A 21,899-nucleotide genomic window follows, 5' to 3' on the forward strand; every position below is an offset into this window, starting at 1 on the left:
GCGGGAATAGCTCAGTTGGTAGAGCACGACCTTGCCAAGGTCGGGGTCGCGAGTTCGAGTCTCGTTTCCCGCTCCAATTCTTATCTACAGTAAAATTATCCACAACGAATATCGCGTTGGGGCACGTTTTGTTCCGCTTTCGTCAGATCCTTGTAAACAGACTTATCCACAGGGCGGCCCATTACTCCTGGAATGCAAAAAATTATACCTGACGCGTAGAATTTCTATAATTTACTGAAAAATATAGAAAAAATAAGATTTCAAAACGTTAGCGTTATTGTCTGTTCCTTTTTTCCCTCTTGAATCGCAATGTGTTTTTATTTTTATACACAGCCTGTGAATAATTCACGCATCGCGCACCAGCCCTTTTTCAATCACCCTGACCAGACGCTGTTTTTTCGGTAGCTGCACTTCAATGATGCAGGCGTTCCGCTTTTCAATTTGTTGCGCAATCGCCCATTCGATATGCTCATCAAGAAGTGGATGCTCACCCTTGCGGCTTTCCAGCGCCGTAATGACGGCATTACTCCACGGCGCATTCCCCAGCGCGACGGCAACATTGCGCAGCCAGCGTAAATGACCAATGCGCCGAATCGCAGAACCTTCAGTGACTTTCAGAAACTGCGCTTCGCTCCAGCTAAACAACTCAAGCAAATCTGGATTATGCAGCGCCTTGCGTGGGCTAAAATCTGCTTCGTCGGTCAACTGAGAGTAACGATTCCACGGACAGATAAGCTGGCAGTCATCGCAGCCGTAAATACGGTTACCTATCAGTGGGCGAAATGCTTCCGGAATAGCGCCTTCCAGCTCAATGGTGAGATAAGAAATACAGCGCCGCGCGTCCACCGTATACGGTTCGACAATCGCCCCGGTCGGGCAAATGGTCATACAGGCGACGCATTTGCCGCAACCTTCCTCGACCGGCTGGTCGACCGGCAGCGGTAAATCAATCAGCAATTCCCCCAGGAAAAAGAATGAGCCCGCCTCCCGATTAAGGATAAGTGAGTGCTTACCCGTCCAGCCAAGTCCGGCTTTTTCCGCTAATGGGCGTTCAAGAATAGGCGCAGAGTCGACAAACGGTCTAAAATTCAGCGAACCGCAGTACTGCTGGATCTGCTCGCCCAGTTTTTTAAGGCGGCTGCGCAACAGCTTGTGATAATCACGCCCCAGCGCATATCGGCTAACGTAGCCCAGCGTGGGATCCTTCAACGTACTGGCAAACGCGGCGTTGGCGGGCAGATAGTTCATGCGCACGCTGATGACACGTAGCGTACCGGGTAAGAGTTCATGAGGCCGGGCGCGCATCATACCGTGGCGCGCCATCCATGCCATCTCGCCGTGGTATTGTTTGTCCAGCCACGCCTGCAGCGCAGGTTCGGATGCGCGCAGATCGGTATCAGTAATACCGACCTGCTGAAAGCCCAGCTCCAGCCCCCACTGCTTAATATTTTGCGCTAACTGATTGAGATCGAGGGGCTTTGACATGATGGACCATAACATGAAGAAAAACCCTGTAAGTATACCACACTCCATTTGGCCCGCCGATGACATCAAACGGCTGGAACGCGATGCGGCGGATGCCTTCGGACTCACACTCTATGAATTGATGCTGCGCGCTGGCGACGCGGCATTTCGGGTAGCCCGTGACAGTTATCCTGACACCCGACACTGGCTGGTGTTGTGTGGTCATGGCAACAACGGCGGCGATGGTTACGTCGTGGCGCGACTAGCGCAAGCGGCGGGCATTAGCGTAACGTTGCTGGCGCAGGAGAGCGACAAACCGTTACCTGAAGAAGCGGCGCAGGCGCGCGATGCCTGGCTGAATGCCGGCGGCATTATCCATGCTGCCGATATTATCTGGCCGGAAGCGACGGATCTGATTATCGACGCGCTGCTTGGCACCGGCATAGCCCAGGCGCCGCGCGCCCCGGTAGCCCGTCTGATTGAACAGGCGAACGCCCATCCTGCGCCGGTTGTCGCCGTCGATATCCCGTCAGGCCTGTTGGCGCAAACGGGCGCCACGCCTGGCGCGGTGATAAGCGCCGCGCATACGGTCACGTTTATCGCCCTGAAACCAGGCCTGCTGACCGGCAAAGCGCGTGACGTTATCGGCATACTGCATTATGACGCGTTGGGACTGGAAGGCTGGCTGGCGAGCCAGACGCCGCCGCTCCGGCGTTTTGACGCGACGCAGTTGGGGCAATGGTTAACGCCGCGTCGACCGACCTCGCATAAGGGCGATCATGGTCGTCTGGCGATTATCGGCGGCGATCAGGGAACAGCGGGCGCAATTCGGATGGCTGGCGAGGCAGCGCTGCGTACGGGGGCTGGGTTGGTCAGAGTACTGACCCGCGGTGAAAACATTGCGCCGTTGCTGACGGCCCGCCCGGAACTGATGGTACATGAACTCACGCCTCAGTCGCTGGAAGAGAGCCTGACCTGGGCTGACGTTGTGGTGATCGGCCCGGGGCTTGGGCAGCAGGAATGGGGCAAAAAAGCCTTACAGAAAGTAGAAAACGTCCGTAAACCTATGCTGTGGGATGCGGATGCGTTGAACCTACTGGCAATCAATCCTGATAAACGTCACAATCGCGTGATTACGCCGCATCCGGGAGAGGCGGCCCGCCTGTTAGGATGTTCTGTGGCAGAAATTGAAAGTGATCGCTTACTTTCAGCACAGCGTCTGGTAAAACGGTACGGAGGCGTGGTCGTGTTAAAAGGCGCAGGAACGATTATTGCCGCTGAACACCACCCTCTGGCTATCATTGACGCTGGTAATGCGGGGATGGCGAGCGGCGGGATGGGCGATGTCCTGTCCGGCATCATCGGCGCATTGCTCGGACAGAAGTTTACCCCGTATGATGCGGCATGTGTGGGATGTGTGGCTCACGGCGCGGCGGCGGACTTACTGGCAGCGCGTTATGGCGCTCGCGGCATGTTGGCGACCGATCTTTTTACTACGCTGCGGCGTATTGTTAACCCTGATGTGATTGACGTAAACCATGATGAATCGAGTAATTCCGCTACCTGACGAACAGGCGACGCTAGACCTGGGGCAACGGGTAGCCAACGCCTGCGATGGCGCGACCGTTATTTATCTGTATGGCGATTTAGGTGCCGGTAAAACGACGTTTAGCCGGGGATTTTTACAGGCGTTAGGCCATAACGGTAATGTAAAAAGCCCCACCTATACGCTGGTAGAGCCTTATGCGCTTGATAACATGATGGTGTATCACTTCGACTTATACCGTCTTGCGGACCCGGAGGAGCTGGAGTTTATGGGCATTCGCGATTATTTCGCCAACGACGCCATTTGTCTGGTGGAGTGGCCGCAACAAGGTAAAGGCGTTCTCCCCGACCCGGACGTCGAAATCCATATTGATTACCAGGCGCAGGGGCGTGAGGCTCGCGTAAGTGCGGTATCCTCATCGGGTCATTCGTTACTGGCGCGTTTAGCCGATTAGCTATAAAGGTGGCGGGATGATTTATCGCATCAAAAATGCCGTAATAGCAGCCTTAATCCTGCTGTGCGCGCAGGCGGGCGCCGCCAGTCTCTCTGATATTCAGGTGTCCAACGGCGAGCAGCAGGCGCGCATTACGCTGAGTTTTATCGGCGAGCCGGAATATGCTTACTCACAGGACGGTAAACGGACCGTGGCGCTGGATATCAGGCAGACCGGCGTGATTCAGGGGCTGCCGCTTCAGTTTAGCGGTAACAATCTGGTAAAAACGATCCGTGCCGGAACGCCGAAAGATGCGCAATCTTTACGGTTGCTTGTCGATCTGACGGAAAATGGTAAAACCGAGGCGGTGAAGCGGCAAAACGGCGGCAACTATACGGTCATTTTCACCATTAATGCCGATGTTCCGCCGCCGCCACCACCGCCTGTCGTCGCGAAACGGGTTGAAAGCGCGCCCCGCCCGACGGAGCCGGCCCGTAATCCGTTTAAATCTTCTGATGATCGCCTGACCGGCGTAACCAGCAGCAATACCGTTACGCGGCCTGCGGCGCGCGCGTCGGCAGGCGCTGGCGATAAAGTGGTGATTGCTATTGATGCCGGACATGGAGGCCAGGACCCCGGCGCGATAGGCCCGGGCGGTACGCGCGAGAAAAATGTCACCATCGCTATCGCGCGTAAGTTACGCACATTGCTGAATAACGATCCGATGTTTAAAGGCGTGCTGACGCGTGACGGCGACTATTTTATTTCGGTGATGGGGCGGTCTGACGTGGCGCGTAAGCAAAACGCCAACTTCCTTGTCTCTATTCATGCGGATGCCGCGCCAAATCGCGACGCCACCGGCGCCTCCGTCTGGGTATTGTCCAATCGTCGCGCGAACAGCGAAATGGCAAACTGGCTTGAGCAGCATGAGAAGCAATCCGAACTGTTAGGCGGCGCTGGCGATGTGCTGGCGAACAGTCAGTCAGACCCTTACCTGAGCCAGGCGGTACTGGATTTGCAATTCGGTCATTCGCAGCGGGTAGGGTATGATGTGGCGACGAACGTACTAAGCCAACTCGACGGCGTGGGGTCGCTGCATAAACGTCGCCCGGAACACGCGAGCCTGGGCGTGCTGCGTTCGCCGGATATCCCGTCCATTTTGGTGGAGACGGGTTTTATCAGTAATCACGGCGAAGAACGATTGCTGGCGAGCGACCGCTATCAGCAGCAGATTGCTGACGCTATATACCGGGGGTTGCGTAAGTACTTTGCAGCGCATCCGATCCAGTCTGCGCCGCAGGGCAGCCCAGGCCAGACGGCCAGTACCAACCAGCCTGGCGCTATAACCGCCGCGAATTAAGGAGATTTCATGCCGATTCAGGTTCTGCCGCCGCAGCTTGCGAACCAAATCGCCGCTGGCGAAGTGGTGGAACGCCCTGCGTCGGTTGTTAAAGAGCTGGTAGAGAATAGTCTGGATGCAGGCGCCACCCGCGTTGATATCGACATCGAGCGTGGCGGCGCGAAGCTTATTCGTATTCGCGACAATGGCTGCGGCATTAAAAAAGAGGAGCTGGCGCTGGCGCTGGCCCGTCATGCCACCAGTAAAATCGCCTCGCTTGACGATCTGGAAGCGATTATCAGTCTGGGATTTCGCGGCGAAGCGCTGGCCAGTATCAGTTCGGTCTCGCGTTTGACGCTAACGTCGCGCACGGCGGAGCAGGCGGAAGCCTGGCAGGCGTATGCGGAAGGGCGTGACATGGACGTGACGGTAAAACCCGCCGCGCACCCGGTCGGCACCACCCTGGAAGTTCTGGATCTCTTTTATAATACGCCCGCCCGTCGCAAATTCATGCGTACCGAAAAAACGGAATTTAATCACATCGATGAGATCATCCGTCGTATTGCATTGGCCCGTTTTGACGTCACGCTTAACCTGTCGCACAACGGCAAATTGGTACGGCAGTATCGCGCTGTCGCAAAGGACGGGCAAAAAGAGCGCCGGTTAGGCGCCATCTGCGGCACGCCGTTTCTCGAACAGGCACTGGCGATCGAGTGGCAGCATGGCGATCTGACCCTGCGCGGCTGGGTCGCCGATCCGAATCACACCACCACGGCGTTAACGGAGATCCAGTACTGCTATGTGAATGGCCGCATGATGCGCGACCGCTTGATCAACCATGCCATTCGCCAGGCCTGTGAAGATAAACTGGGCGCGGACCAACAGCCTGCGTTTGTGTTGTATCTGGAGATTGACCCGCATCAGGTGGATGTCAATGTTCATCCCGCCAAGCACGAAGTGCGTTTTCATCAATCGCGGCTGGTGCACGACTTCATCTATCAAGGGGTGCTGAGCGTTCTACAACAGCAGACGGAAACGACGCTGCCGCTGGAGGAGATTGCGCCAGCGCCGCGGCATGTCCCGGAAAACCGTATCGCCGCCGGGCGCAACCATTTTGCTGTACCCGCCGAGCCAACTGCGGCGCGCGAGCCCGCGACACCGCGTTATTCCGTCGGCGCATCGGGCGGTAACGGCGGGCGTCAGTCCGCTGGTGGTTGGCCGCACGCGCAGCCAGGTTATCAGAAGCAGCAGGGCGAGGTTTATCGCGCGCTTTTACAGACGCCGACGACGAGCCCCGCGCCGGAGGCGGTTGCGCCTGCGCTTGACGGACATAGCCAGAGTTTCGGTCGCGTACTGACGATAGTCTGCGGTGACTGCGCGTTGCTGGAACACGCGGGGACTATCCAGCTCTTGTCGCTGCCGGTTGCGGAGCGTTGGCTGCGTCAGGCGCAGCTTACACCGGGTCAAAGTCCGGTTTGCGCGCAGCCGTTGCTGATTCCGCTGCGTTTAAAAGTGAGCGCCGATGAAAAAGCCGCACTGCAAAAAGCCCAATCTTTGTTGGGAGAATTGGGTATTGAATTTCAGTCAGATGCGCAGCATGTGACCATTCGGGCGGTGCCTTTACCCTTACGACAACAAAATTTACAAATCTTGATTCCTGAACTGATAGGCTACCTGGCGCAACAGACCACATTTGCAACGGTCAATATTGCACAATGGATAGCGCGTAATGTGCAGAGCGAACATCCGCAGTGGTCGATGGCGCAGGCCATATCGCTGCTGGCGGATGTTGAGCGGCTATGTCCGCAGCTGGTAAAAGCGCCGCCGGGTGGCCTGTTACAACCTGTTGATTTACATTCGGCGATGAACGCCCTGAAGCATGAATGATGTAAGCAAGGCGAGCCTGCCTAAGGCGATATTTTTGATGGGGCCGACGGCCTCCGGCAAAACGGCGCTGGCGATAGAACTGCGTAAAGTTTTGCCAGTAGAGTTGATAAGCGTTGATTCCGCCCTCATTTATCGGGGGATGGATATTGGCACGGCTAAGCCGAATGCCGATGAGCTGAAAGCGGCGCCGCATCGACTACTGGATATACGCGACCCGTCGCAGGCGTATTCGGCGGCGGATTTTCGCCGCGACGCGTTAGCGCAAATGGCGGAGATCACTGCTGCGGGGCGTATCCCGCTGTTAGTGGGCGGTACCATGCTGTATTTTAAGGCATTGCTGGAAGGGTTATCGCCGCTGCCTTCAGCAGATCCGGAAGTCAGATCCCGGATAGAGCTGCAAGCAGCGGAGCTTGGATGGGAGGCGTTGCATCAGCAACTTCAGGAGATAGATCCGGTTGCCGCCGCGCGAATTCATCCAAATGATCCGCAAAGACTTTCCCGGGCACTGGAAGTTTTTTTCATTTCGGGTAAAACTTTAACGGAGCTAACGCAAACGTCAGGAGACGCGCTACCGTACCAGGTGCATCAGTTCGCTATCGCCCCGGCGAGCCGTGAACTGCTCCATCAGCGCATTGAACTGCGTTTTCATCAGATGTTGGCTTCAGGTTTTGAAGCAGAAGTCCGGGCGCTTTTTGCCCGAGGAGATTTGCATACGGACTTGCCTTCCATCCGTTGTGTGGGATACCGCCAGATGTGGTCATACATTGAGGGCGAAATCTCATATGATGAAATGGTTTATAGAGGTGTTTGCGCCACGAGACAGTTGGCGAAGCGCCAGATGACCTGGTTGCGCGGTTGGGAAGGGGTGCGCTGGCTTGACAGTGAGAATCCCGATCGGGCGCGAAAAGAAGTATTACAGGTTGTTGGTGCTATCGCAGACTGAATGTGTACAATTGAGACGTATCGTGCGCAATTTTTCAGAATCGAAAGGTTCAAAGTACAAATAAGCATATAAGGAAAAGAGAATGGCTAAGGGGCAATCTTTACAAGATCCGTTCCTGAACGCATTGCGTCGGGAACGTGTTCCAGTTTCTATTTATTTGGTGAATGGTATTAAGCTGCAAGGTCAAATCGAGTCCTTTGATCAGTTCGTGATCCTGTTGAAGAACACGGTCAGCCAGATGGTTTATAAGCACGCGATTTCTACTGTTGTCCCGTCTCGCCCGGTTTCTCATCACAGCAACAATGCCGGTGGCGGCGCCAGCAATAACTACCATCACGGTAGCAACGCGCAGGGTTCTACTGCGCAACAGGACAGCGAAGAGACTGAATAAGTTCACGCGCTGTTTATCCATGTCGGGGGCGTCGGATAATCGCCCCCGCTGGTTATTAAGAGGGTTTACGCTTGTTTGACCGTTATGATGCCGGTGAGCAGGCGGTACTGGTACACATCTATTTTTCGCAAGACAAAGATATGGAAGACCTCCAGGAGTTTGAATCTCTGGTCTCTTCCGCCGGTGTCGAAGCAATGCAGGTGATTACCGGTAGCCGTAAAGCACCGCACCCGAAGTACTTTGTAGGTGAAGGTAAGGCAGTTGAAATTGCGGAAGCCGTGAAAGCGACTGGCGCAGCGGTCGTATTGTTTGATCATGCATTGAGTCCAGCCCAGGAGCGAAACCTGGAGCGTTTGTGCGAGTGCCGGGTTATCGATCGCACCGGTCTTATCTTAGATATTTTTGCCCAACGTGCGCGAACCCACGAAGGTAAGTTGCAGGTTGAGCTGGCGCAGCTACGCCATCTGGCTACGCGTCTGGTGCGTGGCTGGACCCACCTTGAACGTCAGAAAGGCGGGATTGGTTTGCGCGGTCCGGGTGAAACCCAGCTCGAAACCGACCGTCGTTTACTGCGTAATCGCATTGTGCAGATTCAGTCGCGCCTGGAGAAAGTTGAGAAGCAACGTGAGCAGGGGCGGCAGTCGCGCATCAAGGCCGACGTTCCGACAGTATCGCTGGTGGGCTATACCAACGCCGGAAAATCCACCCTTTTTAATCAGATCACTGAAGCGCGGGTCTATGCGGCAGATCAGCTATTTGCGACGCTGGACCCCACGTTACGTCGTATTGATGTAGCGGATGTCGGTGAAACCGTTCTGGCGGATACGGTAGGCTTTATCCGCCATTTACCGCACGATCTGGTGGCTGCCTTTAAAGCCACCCTGCAGGAGACGCGTCAGGCGACGCTGCTGCTGCATGTAGTCGATGCGGCGGATGTTCGTGTGCAGGAAAACATCGAGGCGGTAAACACCGTTCTTGAAGAGATTGATGCTCACGAAATCCCCACCTTAATGGTGATGAACAAAATCGATATGCTGGACGACTTTGAACCGCGTATCGACAGAGATGAAGAGAATAAACCCATCCGCGTTTGGCTTTCAGCGCAAAGCGGCGTGGGAATACCACAGCTTTTTCAGGCTTTGACGGAGCGTCTTTCCGGCGAGGTGGCGCAGCATACGCTGCGTTTGCCGCCGCAGGAAGGGCGTCTGAGAAGCCGGTTTTATCAGCTTCAGGCAATAGAAAAAGAGTGGATGGAGGAAGACGGTAGCGTCAGTCTGCAGGTACGAATGCCGATTGTCGACTGGCGTCGCCTCTGTAAACAAGAACCGGCGTTGATCGAATACGTGATCTAGACGCGAAGTCATTCAGGTCGTATTGAAGCGGTAGCTGAGAGAATTTCAGGAGCTCACAACGAAGTGACCTGGGGTAAAAAAGCCGCCACTCAAGGCGTGGCCTGAAAGATGATGTCTGTAACGGCGGTTCGTCTGAAGCATGGAGTAATTTCGCCTTATCCTCTGAGGTCGAAAGACAACGGGGATCACCGCATAACAAATATGGAGCACAAACATGGCGTGGAATCAGCCCGGTAATAACGGACAGGACCGCGACCCGTGGGGAAGCAGCAAACCTGGCAGCAACTCTGGGGGAAATGGAAACAAAGGTGGCCGCGATCAGGGACCTCCCGATCTGGATGATATCTTCCGTAAGCTGAGTAAAAAACTCGGTGGTTTTGGGGGCGGTAAAGGCACCGGTTCCGGCGGCGGTAGCTCATCGCAAGGCCCGCGTCCGCAACTGGGAGGCCGTATTGTCGCCATCGCCGCGGCGGCAGTAGTCATTATCTGGGCGGCCAGCGGTTTTTATACCATTAAAGAAGCCGAGCGCGGCGTTGTGACGCGTTTTGGTAAATTCAGCCATCTGGTAGAGCCAGGTCTGAACTGGAAGCCGACATTTATTGACGACGTCACGCCGGTGAACGTCGAAGCGGTGCGCGAACTGGCGGCGTCAGGCGTGATGCTGACGTCTGATGAAAACGTCGTGCGCGTTGAAATGAACGTGCAATACCGCGTCACCGATCCGCAGAAATATCTGTTTAGCGTGACCAGCCCGGACGATAGCCTGCGTCAGGCCACCGACAGCGCGTTGCGTGGCGTCATTGGTAAATACACGATGGATCGCATTCTGACCGAAGGTCGTACCGTTATTCGTAGCGATACCCAACGCGAGCTGGAAGAGACTATCAAACCGTACAACATGGGGATTACCCTGCTGGACGTGAACTTCCAGGCTGCGCGTCCGCCGGAAGAGGTGAAAGCCGCCTTTGACGACGCGATTGCCGCACGTGAAAACGAGCAGCAGTACATTCGTGAAGCGGAAGCGTATACCAACGAAGTTCAGCCGCGCGCCAACGGTCAGGCGCAGCGTATTCTGGAAGAGGCACGCGCCTATAAAACCCAGACTATCCTGGAAGCGCAGGGTGAAGTCGCCCGGTTTGCGAAGATTTTGCCGGAATATAAAGCCGCGCCGCAGATTACACGCGAGCGTCTGTATATTGAAACGATGGAAAAAGTGCTGAGCCATACCCGTAAAGTACTGGTTAACGACAAGAGCGGTAATTTAATGGTGCTGCCGTTAGATCAGATGCTGAAAGGCGGGAATGCGCCGGCGGCAAAGAGCGACAATAGCGCCAGCAACCTGCTGCGCCTGCCGCCGTCCACAAAGTCTAACGCCAGCGGAGCAAGCAACACGTCGTCCTCAAATCAGGGCGATATTATGGACCAACGCCGCGCGAATGCGCAGCGTAACGACTACCAGCGTCAGGGGGAATAACGATGCGTAAGTCAGTTATTGCGATTATCATCATCGTGCTGGTAGTGCTCTACATGTCCGTCTTTGTGGTCAAAGAGGGCGAGCGCGGCATTACGCTGCGTTTTGGTAAAGTTCTGCGTGACGATGAGAACAAACCGCTGGTTTACGCGCCGGGTCTGCACTTTAAGATCCCGTTTATTGAATCAGTGAAAATGCTTGATGCGCGTATCCAGACGATGGATAACCAGGCCGATCGCTTTGTGACTAAAGAGAAGAAAGACCTGATTGTCGACTCCTACATCAAATGGCGTATCAGCGACTTTAGCCGTTACTATCTGGCGACCGGCGGCGGCGATATTTCGCAAGCCGAAGTGCTGTTAAAACGTAAATTCTCGGACCGTTTGCGTTCTGAGATTGGTCGCCTGGACGTAAAAGACATCGTGACCGATTCTCGTGGTCGTCTGACTCTGGAGGTGCGCGACGCGCTGAACTCCGGTTCAGCCGGTACCGATGATGAAGTAGCGACCCCGGCGGCGGATGACGCGATTGCCGAAGCGGCGGAACGCGTTACGGCGGAAACCAAAGGTAAAGTACCGGTCATCAACCCGAACAGTATGGCGGCGTTGGGTATCGAAGTGGTCGATGTGCGTATTAAGCAGATCAACCTGCCGACCGAGGTTTCTGAGGCGATTTACAACCGTATGCGCGCCGAGCGTGAAGCGGTCGCGCGTCGTCATCGCTCACAAGGTCAGGAAGAAGCGGAAAAACTGCGTGCGGCTGCTGACTATGAGGTGACGAAAACTCTGGCGGAAGCCGAGCGTCAGGGGCGTATCATGCGTGGTGAAGGTGATGCTGAAGCCGCGAAGCTGTTTGCCGACGCGTTCAGCCAGGACCCTGATTTCTACGCGTTCATTCGTAGTCTGCGCGCTTACGAGAAGAGCTTCGAAGGTAATCAGGACGTGATGGTACTGAGCCCGGACAGCGATTTCTTCCGCTACATGAAGACACCGAGTTCGACGACACGCTAAAATAGCGTCAGCGGTTTTAGACCAGCAAAACCACCGCATCCAAAGGATGCCGGTGGTTTTCTTTTATAAGGGCGATAAATGAATTCAACAATCTGGTTGGCGCTTGCTCTGGTATTAGTCCTCGAAGGGCTGGGACCGATGCTGTATCCCGGCGCATGGAAAAAAATGGTTTCGGCACTGGCGCAACTGCCGGAAAATGTTTTACGTCGTTTTGGCGGCGGACTTGTGGTCGCGGGAGTTGTGGTCTACTACATGTTGAGGAAAACGATTGGCTGAGCAAAAAGTGGTCGGATTTGCCGCAGATTGAGTGCAAAAAGTGCTGTATATCTGAAAAAGCGATGGTAGAATCCATTTTTAAGCAAACGGTGATTTTGAAAAATGGGTAACAACGTCGTCGTACTGGGCACCCAATGGGGTGACGAAGGTAAAGGAAAGATCGTCGATCTTCTGACTGAACGGGCTAAATATGTTGTACGCTACCAGGGCGGTCACAACGCAGGCCATACTCTCGTAATCAACGGTGAAAAAACCGTTCTCCATCTTATTCCATCAGGTATTCTTCGCGAGAATGTAACCAGCATCATCGGCAACGGTGTTGTGCTGTCTCCGAGCGCGCTGATGAAAGAGATGAAAGAACTGGAAGACCGTGGCATCCCCGTTCGTGAGCGTCTGCTGCTGTCTGAAGCCTGTCCGCTGATCCTTGATTATCACGTTGCGCTGGATAACGCGCGTGAGAAAGCGCGTGGCGCGAAAGCGATCGGCACCACCGGTCGTGGAATCGGGCCTGCTTATGAAGATAAAGTGGCACGTCGCGGTCTGCGTGTTGGTGACCTTTTCGACAAAGAAACCTTCGCTGAAAAACTGAAAGAAGTGATGGAATATCACAACTTCCAGTTGGTTAACTACTACAAAGCTGAAGCGGTTGATTACCAGAAAGTTCTGGATGATACGATGGCTGTTGCCGACATCCTGACTTCTATGGTTGTTGACGTTTCGGACCTGCTCGACCAGGCGCGTCAGCGTGGCGATTTCGTCATGTTTGAAGGTGCGCAGGGTACCCTGCTGGATATCGACCACGGTACTTATCCGTACGTAACTTCTTCTAACACCACTGCAGGTGGCGTGGCGACCGGTTCCGGCCTGGGCCCGCGTTATGTTGATTACGTTCTGGGTATCCTCAAAGCTTACTCCACTCGTGTAGGTGCAGGTCCGTTCCCGACTGAGCTGTTTGATGAAACCGGCGAGTTCCTCTGCAAGCAGGGTAACGAATACGGCGCTACTACCGGCCGTCGTCGTCGTACCGGCTGGCTGGACACCGTTGCCGTTCGTCGTGCGGTACAGCTGAACTCCCTGTCTGGCTTCTGCCTGACCAAACTGGACGTGCTGGATGGCCTGAAAGAGGTGAAACTCTGCGTGGCTTATCGTATGCCGGATGGTCGCGAAGTGACTACCACTCCGCTGGCAGCTGACGACTGGAAAGGTGTAGAGCCGATTTACGAAACCATGCCGGGCTGGTCTGAATCCACCTTCGGCGTGAAAGATCGTAGCGGCCTGCCGCAGGCGGCGCTGAACTACATCAAACGTATCGAAGAACTGACCGGCGTGCCGATTGATATTATTTCTACCGGCCCCGATCGTACTGAGACGATGATTCTGCGCGACCCGTTCGACGCGTAAATCTGGTACGCCTGGCAGATATTTTGCTTGCCGGGCTAACAGTGTGATACATTGCTGTGTCGGGTAAGCCATTACGCTATCCGACACAGTGTTAAATCCTCGCTTTTTTCCTTCCCCGAACTGAAATAAATTAGCGACACAGCTTGTGGCTGGTTTATCATCAATATAAATGTATTTTTCCCGTTTTCCCTTTTCCTGAGGTTGATGTGCAGTTAACGAGTTTCACCGATTACGGCTTACGTGCGCTAATCTATATGGCGTCGTTACCAGATGGACGAATGACCAGCATTTCTGAGGTGACAGAAGTCTACGGCGTGTCCCGTAATCATATGGTCAAAATTATCAATCAGCTTAGCCGGGCGGGCTTTGTCACCGCCGTTCGGGGAAAAAATGGCGGTATCCGCCTGGGTAAACCGGCTAATACTATTTGTATTGGCGATGTGGTGCGTGAGCTGGAACCCTTATCACTGGTCAACTGTAGCAGCGAATTTTGCCACATCACCCCTGCCTGTCGTCTGAAACAGGCGCTTTCTAAGGCCGTGCAGAGTTTTCTCAAGGAGCTGGATAACTACACGCTTGCCGATTTGGTTGAAGAGAATCAACCGCTTTATAAATTATTACTGGTGGAGTGAAGTAAACTTCATTAGAGATGACAATGGAGGAACCTCAATGTCACAAGATCCTTTCCAGGAACGCGAAGCAGAAAAATACGCGAATCCTATCCCGAGCCGGGAATTTATCCTCGAACATTTAACGAAACGTGAAAAACCGGCCAGTCGCGAAGAACTGGCCGTAGAACTGAATATTGAAGGCGAAGAGCAGCTTGAAGCCTTACGTCGCCGCCTGCGCGCGATGGAGCGCGACGGACAACTGGTCTTTACCCGCCGCCAGTGCTATGCGCTGCCGGAACGCCTCGACCTGCTGAAAGGCACCGTGATCGGTCATCGTGATGGTTACGGTTTCTTACGTGTCGAAGGCCGCAAAGACGATCTGTATCTTTCCAGCGAGCAGATGAAAACCTGTATTCATGGCGATCAGGTGCTGGCGCAGCCGCTGGGCGCCGATCGTAAAGGTCGCCGCGAAGCGCGTATCGTCCGTGTACTGGTACCGAAAACCAGTCAGATAGTCGGGCGTTATTTCACCGATGCGGGCGTCGGCTTTGTGGTGCCGGACGACAGCCGCCTCAGCTTCGACATTCTTATCCCGCCAGAAGACGTCATGGGCGCGCGGATGGGGTTCGTGGTCGTGGTTGAACTGACCCAACGTCCAACTCGCCGTACTAAAGCGGTAGGGAAAATCGTCGAAGTGCTGGGCGACAATATGGGCACCGGTATGGCGGTTGATATGGCGCTGCGTACCCATGAAATACCCTACATCTGGCCGCAGGCGGTAGAGCAGCAGGTCGCCGGGCTGAAAGAAGAGGTGCCGGAAGAGGCGAAAGTCGGTCGTGTCGATCTGCGCGATTTGCCGCTGGTCACTATTGATGGCGAAGATGCCCGTGACTTTGACGACGCGGTTTACTGTGAGAAAAAACGCGGCGGCGGCTGGCGTTTGTGGGTCGCTATTGCTGACGTGAGCTATTATGTACGGCCGCCAACGCCGTTGGATCGCGAGGCGCGCAATCGCGGCACGTCGGTTTACTTCCCGTCACAGGTTGTCCCAATGTTGCCGGAGGTGCTCTCCAACGGCCTGTGTTCGCTAAACCCGCAGGTTGACAGGCTGTGTATGGTCTGTGAAATGACCATCTCGGCGAAAGGTCGGCTGACCGGCTACAAATTCTATGAAGCGGTGATGAGCTCCCATGCGCGTCTGACCTATACCAAAGTCTGGCATATGCTGCAGGGCGATCAGGATCTGCGTGAACAATATGCGCCGCTGGTGAAGCATATTGAAGAGCTGCACAACCTCTACAAAGTGCTGGATAAAGCGCGTGAAGAGCGCGGGGGGATCTCGTTTGAGAGCGAAGAGGCGAAGTTTATCTTTAACGCCGAACGTCGCATTGAGCGTATCGAACAGACCCAGCGTAATGACGCGCATAAGCTTATCGAAGAGTGCATGATCATGGCGAATATCTCGGCGGCGCGCTTTGTCGAAAAAGCTAAAGAGCCGGCGCTATTCCGTATTCATGATAAGCCCACCACCGAAGCGATCACCTCATTCCGCTCCGTACTGGCGGAGCTGGGATTGGAGCTGCCGGGCGGAAATAAACCGGAACCGCGCGATTATGCCGAACTGCTTGAATCGATTGCCGACCGGCCGGACGCCGAAATGCTGCAAACTATGCTGCTGCGTTCAATGAAGCAGGCGATTTACGATCCGGAAAACCGCGGGCACTTTGGCCTGGCGTTGCAGTCTTATGCGCACTTTACCTCGCCGATTCGCCGCTATCCGGATCTTTCTTTGCACCGCGCCATTAAGTACCTGCTGGCTAAAGAGCAAGGGAACAAGGGCAACACCACAGAAACGGGCGGTTATCACTACTCGATGGAAGAGATGTTGCAGCTCGGCCAGCACTGTTCGATGGCGGAACGCCGCGCTGATGAAGCGACGCGTGATGTCTCCGACTGGCTGAAATGTGACTTTATGCTGGATCAGGTAGGCAACGTCTTTAAGGGCGTGATTGCCAGCGTCACCGGTTTCGGCTTCTTTGTCCGTCTTGATGAACTGTTTATCGATGGGCTGGTACACGTTTCCTCACTGGATAACGATTACTATCGCTTCGATCAGGTAGGGCAACGTCTGATTGGCGAGTCCGGCGGGCAGACATATCGCCTGGGCGACCGGGTAGAGGTACGCGTCGAAGCGGTGAATATGGACGAACGGAAAATTGACTTTAGCCTGATCTCCAGCGAGCGCGCACCGCGTAACGTCGGCAAAACGGCGCGTGAAAAAGTGAAAAAAGGTGAAAGTAAAAACGCCGGTAAACGTCGTCAGGTAGGTAAAAAGGTTAACTTTGAGCCTGATAGCGCCTTCCGCGGCGAGAAAAAAGCGAAGCCGAAAGCAGCGAAGAAAGACGCGAGAAAAGCAAAAAAGCCATCGGCTAAAACGCAGAAAATAGCCGCAGCGACCAAAGCGAAGCGTGCGGCGAAGAAAAAAGCGGCAGAGTGAGCAATACCCTCTTCAAACAGAAGAGGGTGAATTATCTGTAGGCCGGGCAAGCGTAGCGCCCCCGGCAAAACGTAAACAACGAGTACATTAATGAGCGAAATGATTTACGGCATCCACGCAGTGCAGGCCCTGCTGGAGCGCGCCCCTGAACGTTTTCAGGAAGTCTTTATTTTAAAAGGCCGTGAAGATAAACGTCTGTTGCCGCTGATTCACGCCCTTGAGTCCCAGGGCGTGGTTATCCAGCTGGCAAACCGCCAATATCTCGACGAGAAAAGCGACGGTGCCGTGCATCAGGGTATTATCGCTCGCGTGAAACCAGGCCGGCAGTATCAGGAAAACGATCTGCCGGATCTGATCGCATTACACGAACGCCCCTTTTTGTTGATCCTCGATGGCGTCACCGATCCGCATAATCTTGGCGCCTGTCTGCGCAGCGCCGATGCCGCTGGCGTACATGCGGTAATCGTGCCGAAAGACCGCTCCGCGCAACTTAACGCGACGGCGAAGAAAGTCGCCTGCGGCGCAGCGGAAAGCGTGCCGTTGATCCGCGTCACCAACCTGGCGCGCACGATGCGCATGTTGCAGGAAGAGAATATCTGGATTGTCGGAACGGCGGGCGAGGCTGACCATACGCTGTATCAGAGCAAAATGCCTGGCCGCATGGCGCTGGTCATGGGCGCAGAAGGTGAAGGTATGCGTCGTCTGACCCGTGAGCACTGCGATGAGCTGATCAGCATTCCTATGGCCGGTAGCGTGTCATCGCTGAATGTCTCTGTGGCGACCGGGATTTGTCTGTTTGAAGCCGTTCGCCAGCGTACCTGACGCTACTAGTATTTTTTAAGAAAAAACCATCCATAATCGGATGGTTTTTTTTTATCTTTGGCTGGTAATATAAAAAGCAAAACCTACCCTGTAACTCCCTTTATTTATAAAAAAGAGATAGAGATAATAATATGGCATGGACTCCACGGACGCTGGCGGATGCGTTAAACAACATCGCCGAATTAGATATTGATATAGAAAATAATGAATCTTCATTAATAATAAAAATGAATGATTATGGCGATTTACCACTGACGGTTTTATTTACCTCGCAACAAATAGTTATCGAGACTTATATTTGTCCGGTAAATACGATTAGAGATACCGCGGAATTTAATCTTTTCTTGCTGAGAAATCAGAAGGTTTTACCGCTGTCTTCGGTCGGTATTACCCAGGTAAAACAGGAGGAATATTATGTCGCTTTTGGCGCGTTGTCGTTAAATTCGTCGCTTGCCGACGTGACGCTGGAAATCACCACGCTTGTAGAAAATGCGTTGGATATCGCTGAAATAACACAAGTCTATTCACAGGAATAATACAGGCGGCTTACATGGGAATTTTAAAAAGTTTGTTCACATTAGGTAAATCATTCGTTGCTCAGGCAGAAGACGCCATTGATGAAGCGCAGGGTGTACGTATGCTGGAGCAGCATATTCGCGACGCAAAAGCCGAGCTGGATAAAGCGGGTAAATCCAGAGTGGATTTATTGGCGCGGGTGAAGTTAAGCCATGACAAGCTGAATGATTTACGTGAGCGTAAAGCCAGCCTTGAAACACGGGCGCTGGCGGCAATGAGTAAGAATGTCGACGCCGCTTTACTCAACGAAGTGGCGGAAGAAATAGCCCGTCTGGAAAATGCCATTCTTGCCGAAGAACAGGTGCTGACTAATCTGGAAGCCTCTCGCGATGCGGTGGAGAAGGCCGTAACGGCGACAGGCCAGCGGATTGCGCAGTTTGAGCAGCAACTTGAAGTGGTTAAGGCGACAGAAGCCATGCAGCGCGCGCAGCAGGCGGTGACGACCTCGACCGTCGGAGCCGCGTCGAATGTGTCTACGGCGGCGGAGTCGCTTAAACGTTTACAAACGCGTCAGGCTGAACGCCAGGCCCGGCTGGATGCCGCCGCGCAGCTGGAAAAAGTCGCCGATGGACGCGACCTGGATGAAAAACTGGCGCAGGTGGGTATTGGCGCAACCAATAAAAGCAATGCTCAGGATGTGTTGGCGCGTTTACAGCGTCAACAAGGCGAATAATGCTCTTTACGTGGATTGTCAAAACCTGCCAGCGTCATTTGTCCAGACTGACCTGGCCCGCTTTGCTGGGCCTGTTTATCGGGCAGTATCTGCTTTGTTATCGGTAGCGCGAAAGCGCGCTACCGTGCTGAGCTTCGTCGCTTTCATACGAGACGGCACATGAATGCGCGATCTCAAATGGCATTATGCCCAACGACAATCGCATTCTGGCTGAAGAGGTCGCATGGCAAGAGATAGAGGTTCCCCTATGATGCAATTTTTTCAGCGTTTGCTCGGTAAAACAAGCGCGCCAGCGCCGATTCGCGGACCATTAGGATTACATCTTAACGCCGGTTTCACGCTGGATACGCTGGCATTCCGGCTACTGGAGTCGTCGTTGCTGGTGGCGCTACCAGGTGAAAAATACACTGTCGCGGCAGCGAGTCGCATAGATTTAGGCGGCGGCAGTCAGATTTTTCGCTACTACACCTCTGGCGATGAGTTTCTACAAATTAACACCACTGGCGGCACGGATGTTGACGACATTGATGACATCAAACTTTTTGTATATGAGGAAAGTTTCGGTATTAACGAGGAACGTCACTGGCGTTCAGCCATTGCGCCAGCGGCAATAGGGCCGATGACGCTCAACTGGCAAGAACGGCGCTGGCAGCGCTTTTTTAACCATGAAGAGCCGGGCAATATTGAACCTGTCTACATGCTGGAAAAGGTTGAAAATCAGCAGGCAGAGAAATGGGACGTTCACAATTTTACGATGGGCTTCCAGCGCCAGGTGACGGACGACGCCTGGGAGTATCTTCTATTGAACGGGGAAGAATCATTTAACGAGCGCGGTGAGCCTGAATGGGTGTTTTCACGCGCCCTAGGCGTGGATATTCCGCTCACTTCACTGACGGTTATTGGTTAAGCACATACAGGGAAATTATGCATATACTGGACGCATTACTGGCTTTCTGCGCCTATTTTTTTATTGGCGCGGCAATGGTCATTGTATTTCTTTTTATTTACTCAAAGATAACGCCGCATAATGAATGGCAGTTGATAAAAAATAACAATACTGCGGCATCGCTGGCCTTTAGTGGTACGTTGCTGGGCTATGTCATCCCCTTATCCAGCGCGGCGATAAACTCGGTCAGTATCCCGGACTATTTTGCCTGGGGCGGCATTGCGCTGGTGATTCAACTGCTGATTTATGGTTGCGTAAGGTTATACATGCCTACGCTGAGCGAAAAAATTATTCATCACAACGTGGCGGCGGGGCTATTTATGGGAACCGCAGCGCTGGCTGGCGGTATTTTTAACGCTGCCTGTATGACATGGTAACGGAAGATCATGGCAAAAAAACGAAAATCCAGAAGCACATCCGGCGTAGGCCATTCGGCAATAAGACGAATAGCCGAACCGGTTAATCCCTTTGAGCGGCAACGAAATCGCTACACGCCAAAATGCCTGACGCTGGCGATTATGGGTGGAGCGGCCTTTTTTCTCCTGAAAGGGTGCGGTGATGGCGGCAATAGTGACAACGACGGCGATGGGACGTTTTACGCCACGGTGAACGACTGTATCGACGATGGCAACAGCGCCAGCGTTTGCGCTGACGGCTGGAATAATGCGAAAACAGAATTTTACGCTAATGTGCCTAAGCAATTGACGCAGGAGCGCTGTCAGTCGCAGTTTGGCGATTGCTACTTTGATAGCACCGAGCGGAGCTGGGTTCCGGTATTAAGCGGCTTTTTACTCAGCCGCGCGATTCGTCAGAACCGTGATGAACAATACATCTATAGCAGCGGCGGTTCATCTTACGTCTCCCGTCCCGTCTGGCGCACCACATCCGGCGATTATGCGTGGCGCAGCGGCACAGGGAAAAGCGATACCGCGACCAGCCCTGGTTATATCACACGGAAAGCGTCCACCGTCTCCCGCGGCGGCTATGGCCGTTCTTCCAGCGCCCGCGGGCACTGGGGAGGCTAACCATGCTACGACATAACGTACCGGTACGCCGGGATCTGGATAAGATCGCCTGCGATCACGGTTTTGACTTTCATGTTATCGATAACGAAATTTACTGGGATGAAAGCCGGGCCTACCGTTTTACATTACGGCAAATTGAAGAACAGATCGAAAAACCGACCGCAGAGCTTCATCAGATGTGTCTGGAGGTTGTCGAGCGGGCCGTCCGGGATGAGCAGATCATGCAGCAGCTGGCGATCCCGCCATTGTACTGGGATGTCATCGCCGGAAGTTGGCGCAGCCGCGATCCTTCGCTTTACGGGCGGATGGATTTCGTCTGGTGCGGCAAAGATCCGGTTAAATTGCTGGAATACAATGCGGATACGCCGACGTCGCTCTATGAGTCCTCCTACTTTCAATGGCTATGGCTGGAGGATGCCCGTCGTAGCGGCGCCATCCCGCGTGATGCCGATCAATACAACGCGATACAGGAGCGGCTGATCGCCCGCTTCAGCGAGCTGTACAGTCGGGAACCGCTCTACTTTTGCTGTTGTGAAGATACCGACGAAGATCGCACGACGGTGCTGTACCTTCAGGATTGCGCGCAGCAGGCGGGGCAGGAAACGCGATTTATCTATATTGAAGAACTGGGGCTTGGCGTAGGCGGCGTGCTGACCGATCTGGACGATAACGTGATTCGCCGCGCCTTTAAGCTCTACCCGCTGGAATGGATGATGCGCGATGACAACGGCCCGCTGTTGCGAAAACGTCGTGAGCAATGGATTGAGCCATTGTGGAAAAGTATTCTGAGTAACAAAGGGCTGTTGCCGTTATTGTGGCGCTTTTTCCCTGGCCATCCGAATCTTCTGCCGGCCTGGTTTGAGGGCGAAAAATCGCTCGCAGCGCCAGGCGAAAGCAGCGTGCGGAAGCCTATTTATTCACGTGAAGGCGGCAACGTCACGATTTTCGACGAGCGGCAAAATGTTATCGATCATGCCGACGGCGACTACGCTGACGAGCCGATGATTTACCAGGCGTTTCAGCCTTTGCCGCGCTTTGGCGATAGCTATACGCTGATTGGCAGTTGGATCATTGACGATGAAGCCTCCGGGATGGGGATTCGCGAGGACAATACGCTAATTACCAAAGACACTTCCCGTTTCGTCCCACATTATATTGCCGGTTAATCATACTTTTGTGATCTTGCTCCGGCGTCAATGGCGCAGTCATGACCATACTTGACTTCAGCGCCATTGA

General features: G+C 54.0%; 21 protein-coding genes, 1 tRNA gene and 1 pseudogene. 22 read left to right on the plus strand and 1 reads right to left on the minus strand.

The annotated features are described in order from the left end of the window. Window positions 1-76, plus strand: a tRNA-Gly gene (locus NA197_RS14180). A 269-nt stretch (window positions 77-345) separates the two neighbouring features. On the opposite strand, the gene queG is transcribed toward NA197_RS14180, so the two are convergent. Further along, complete coding sequence (gene queG, locus NA197_RS14185; protein WP_001670426.1) at window positions 346-1,485, minus strand: tRNA epoxyqueuosine(34) reductase QueG; 1,140 nt, start codon at window positions 1,483-1,485, stop codon at window positions 346-348. Here queG and nnr point away from each other — a divergent pair. The 21 genes and pseudogenes from nnr (at window position 1,484) to NA197_RS14290 (ending at window position 21,829) form a co-directional block, all read left to right on the plus strand. Then, entirely contained in the window at window positions 1,484-3,031 is a 1,548-nt protein-coding gene (gene nnr, locus NA197_RS14190) for a bifunctional ADP-dependent NAD(P)H-hydrate dehydratase/NAD(P)H-hydrate epimerase (protein ID WP_064043010.1), read from the plus strand. The genes queG and nnr overlap by 2 nt on opposite strands. Then, window positions 3,003-3,464 carry a tRNA (adenosine(37)-N6)-threonylcarbamoyltransferase complex ATPase subunit type 1 TsaE gene (gene tsaE, locus NA197_RS14195; RefSeq protein ID WP_000981984.1) on the plus strand — a complete coding sequence of 154 codons (462 nt, stop codon included), beginning with the start codon at window positions 3,003-3,005 and terminating at the stop codon, window positions 3,462-3,464. The genes nnr and tsaE overlap by 29 nt, the downstream gene beginning before the upstream one ends. A 16-nt stretch (window positions 3,465-3,480) precedes the next feature. Continuing rightward, the gene (gene amiB, locus NA197_RS14200) at window positions 3,481-4,803 is read left to right on the plus strand and encodes an N-acetylmuramoyl-L-alanine amidase AmiB (RefSeq protein ID WP_000640355.1); all 1,323 of its coding nucleotides are present in this window, start codon (window positions 3,481-3,483) and stop codon (window positions 4,801-4,803) included. Between the two features lie 9 nt (window positions 4,804-4,812). Next, window positions 4,813-6,669: a DNA mismatch repair endonuclease MutL gene (gene mutL, locus NA197_RS14205; RefSeq protein ID WP_064043011.1), complete on the plus strand. Its 1,857-nt coding sequence runs from the start codon at window positions 4,813-4,815 to the stop codon at window positions 6,667-6,669. Next, window positions 6,662-7,612, plus strand: coding sequence for a tRNA (adenosine(37)-N6)-dimethylallyltransferase MiaA (gene miaA / locus NA197_RS14210; RefSeq protein ID WP_048591153.1), 951 nt, complete (start codon window positions 6,662-6,664; stop codon window positions 7,610-7,612). The genes mutL and miaA overlap by 8 nt, the downstream gene beginning before the upstream one ends. Window positions 7,613-7,694: 82 nt before the next feature. Next, the gene (gene hfq, locus NA197_RS14215; protein WP_001051875.1) at window positions 7,695-8,003 is read left to right on the plus strand and encodes an RNA chaperone Hfq; all 309 of its coding nucleotides are present in this window, start codon (window positions 7,695-7,697) and stop codon (window positions 8,001-8,003) included. A gap of 71 nt (window positions 8,004-8,074) precedes the next feature. Continuing rightward, complete coding sequence (gene hflX / locus NA197_RS14220; protein ID WP_000460338.1) at window positions 8,075-9,355, plus strand: ribosome rescue GTPase HflX; 1,281 nt, start codon at window positions 8,075-8,077, stop codon at window positions 9,353-9,355. Window positions 9,356-9,569: 214 nt separating this feature from the next. Further along, window positions 9,570-10,829 carry an FtsH protease activity modulator HflK gene (gene hflK, locus NA197_RS14225; protein WP_000312505.1) on the plus strand — a complete coding sequence of 420 codons (1,260 nt, stop codon included), beginning with the start codon at window positions 9,570-9,572 and terminating at the stop codon, window positions 10,827-10,829. Between the two features lie 2 nt (window positions 10,830-10,831). Next, window positions 10,832-11,836: a protease modulator HflC gene (gene hflC / locus NA197_RS14230; RefSeq protein ID WP_001232417.1), complete on the plus strand. Its 1,005-nt coding sequence runs from the start codon at window positions 10,832-10,834 to the stop codon at window positions 11,834-11,836. Between the two features lie 78 nt (window positions 11,837-11,914). Continuing rightward, a complete protein-coding gene (locus NA197_RS14235) occupies window positions 11,915-12,112 on the plus strand; it encodes a DUF2065 domain-containing protein (protein WP_001089290.1) in 198 nt (65 codons plus the stop codon). A gap of 102 nt (window positions 12,113-12,214) precedes the next feature. After that, the gene (gene purA / locus NA197_RS14240; RefSeq protein ID WP_000527972.1) at window positions 12,215-13,513 is read left to right on the plus strand and encodes an adenylosuccinate synthase; all 1,299 of its coding nucleotides are present in this window, start codon (window positions 12,215-12,217) and stop codon (window positions 13,511-13,513) included. A gap of 206 nt (window positions 13,514-13,719) precedes the next feature. Next, window positions 13,720-14,145: a nitric oxide-sensing transcriptional repressor NsrR gene (nsrR, locus tag NA197_RS14245; RefSeq protein ID WP_001177632.1), complete on the plus strand. Its 426-nt coding sequence runs from the start codon at window positions 13,720-13,722 to the stop codon at window positions 14,143-14,145. A gap of 37 nt (window positions 14,146-14,182) precedes the next feature. After that, window positions 14,183-16,621, plus strand: coding sequence for a ribonuclease R (gene rnr, locus NA197_RS14250; protein ID WP_000076359.1), 2,439 nt, complete (start codon window positions 14,183-14,185; stop codon window positions 16,619-16,621). 90 nt (window positions 16,622-16,711) lie between these two features. Then, complete coding sequence (gene rlmB / locus NA197_RS14255; RefSeq protein WP_001293277.1) at window positions 16,712-17,443, plus strand: 23S rRNA (guanosine(2251)-2'-O)-methyltransferase RlmB; 732 nt, start codon at window positions 16,712-16,714, stop codon at window positions 17,441-17,443. 131 nt (window positions 17,444-17,574) lie between these two features. Continuing rightward, complete coding sequence (locus NA197_RS14260; RefSeq protein ID WP_001621793.1) at window positions 17,575-17,979, plus strand: YjfI family protein; 405 nt, start codon at window positions 17,575-17,577, stop codon at window positions 17,977-17,979. A 14-nt stretch (window positions 17,980-17,993) separates the two neighbouring features. Then, window positions 17,994-18,692 (plus strand): PspA/IM30 family protein, encoded by a 699-nt coding sequence (locus tag NA197_RS14265; protein WP_064043012.1) that lies wholly within the window; start codon window positions 17,994-17,996, stop codon window positions 18,690-18,692. Next, a pseudogene (locus NA197_RS14270) lies at window positions 18,692-18,793 on the plus strand (hypothetical protein); the annotation flags it as partial. The gene NA197_RS14265 and the pseudogene NA197_RS14270, both read left to right, overlap by 1 nt. 122 nt (window positions 18,794-18,915) lie before the next feature. Then, a complete protein-coding gene (locus tag NA197_RS14275; protein WP_000090290.1) occupies window positions 18,916-19,599 on the plus strand; it encodes a YjfK family protein in 684 nt (227 codons plus the stop codon). A 17-nt stretch (window positions 19,600-19,616) separates the two neighbouring features. Continuing rightward, window positions 19,617-20,015: a DUF350 domain-containing protein gene (locus NA197_RS14280; protein WP_000547737.1), complete on the plus strand. Its 399-nt coding sequence runs from the start codon at window positions 19,617-19,619 to the stop codon at window positions 20,013-20,015. Between the two features lie 9 nt (window positions 20,016-20,024). Continuing rightward, a complete protein-coding gene (locus tag NA197_RS14285) occupies window positions 20,025-20,663 on the plus strand; it encodes a DUF1190 domain-containing protein (RefSeq protein ID WP_064043013.1) in 639 nt (212 codons plus the stop codon). 2 nt (window positions 20,664-20,665) lie between these two features. Next, entirely contained in the window at window positions 20,666-21,829 is a 1,164-nt protein-coding gene (locus NA197_RS14290; protein ID WP_064043014.1) for a glutathionylspermidine synthase family protein, read from the plus strand. Window positions 21,830-21,899: the final 70 nt, after the last annotated feature.

It is taken from the genome of Salmonella sp. NW884 (assembly GCF_051700745.1).
Taxonomy (GTDB): domain Bacteria; phylum Pseudomonadota; class Gammaproteobacteria; order Enterobacterales; family Enterobacteriaceae; genus Salmonella; species Salmonella enterica.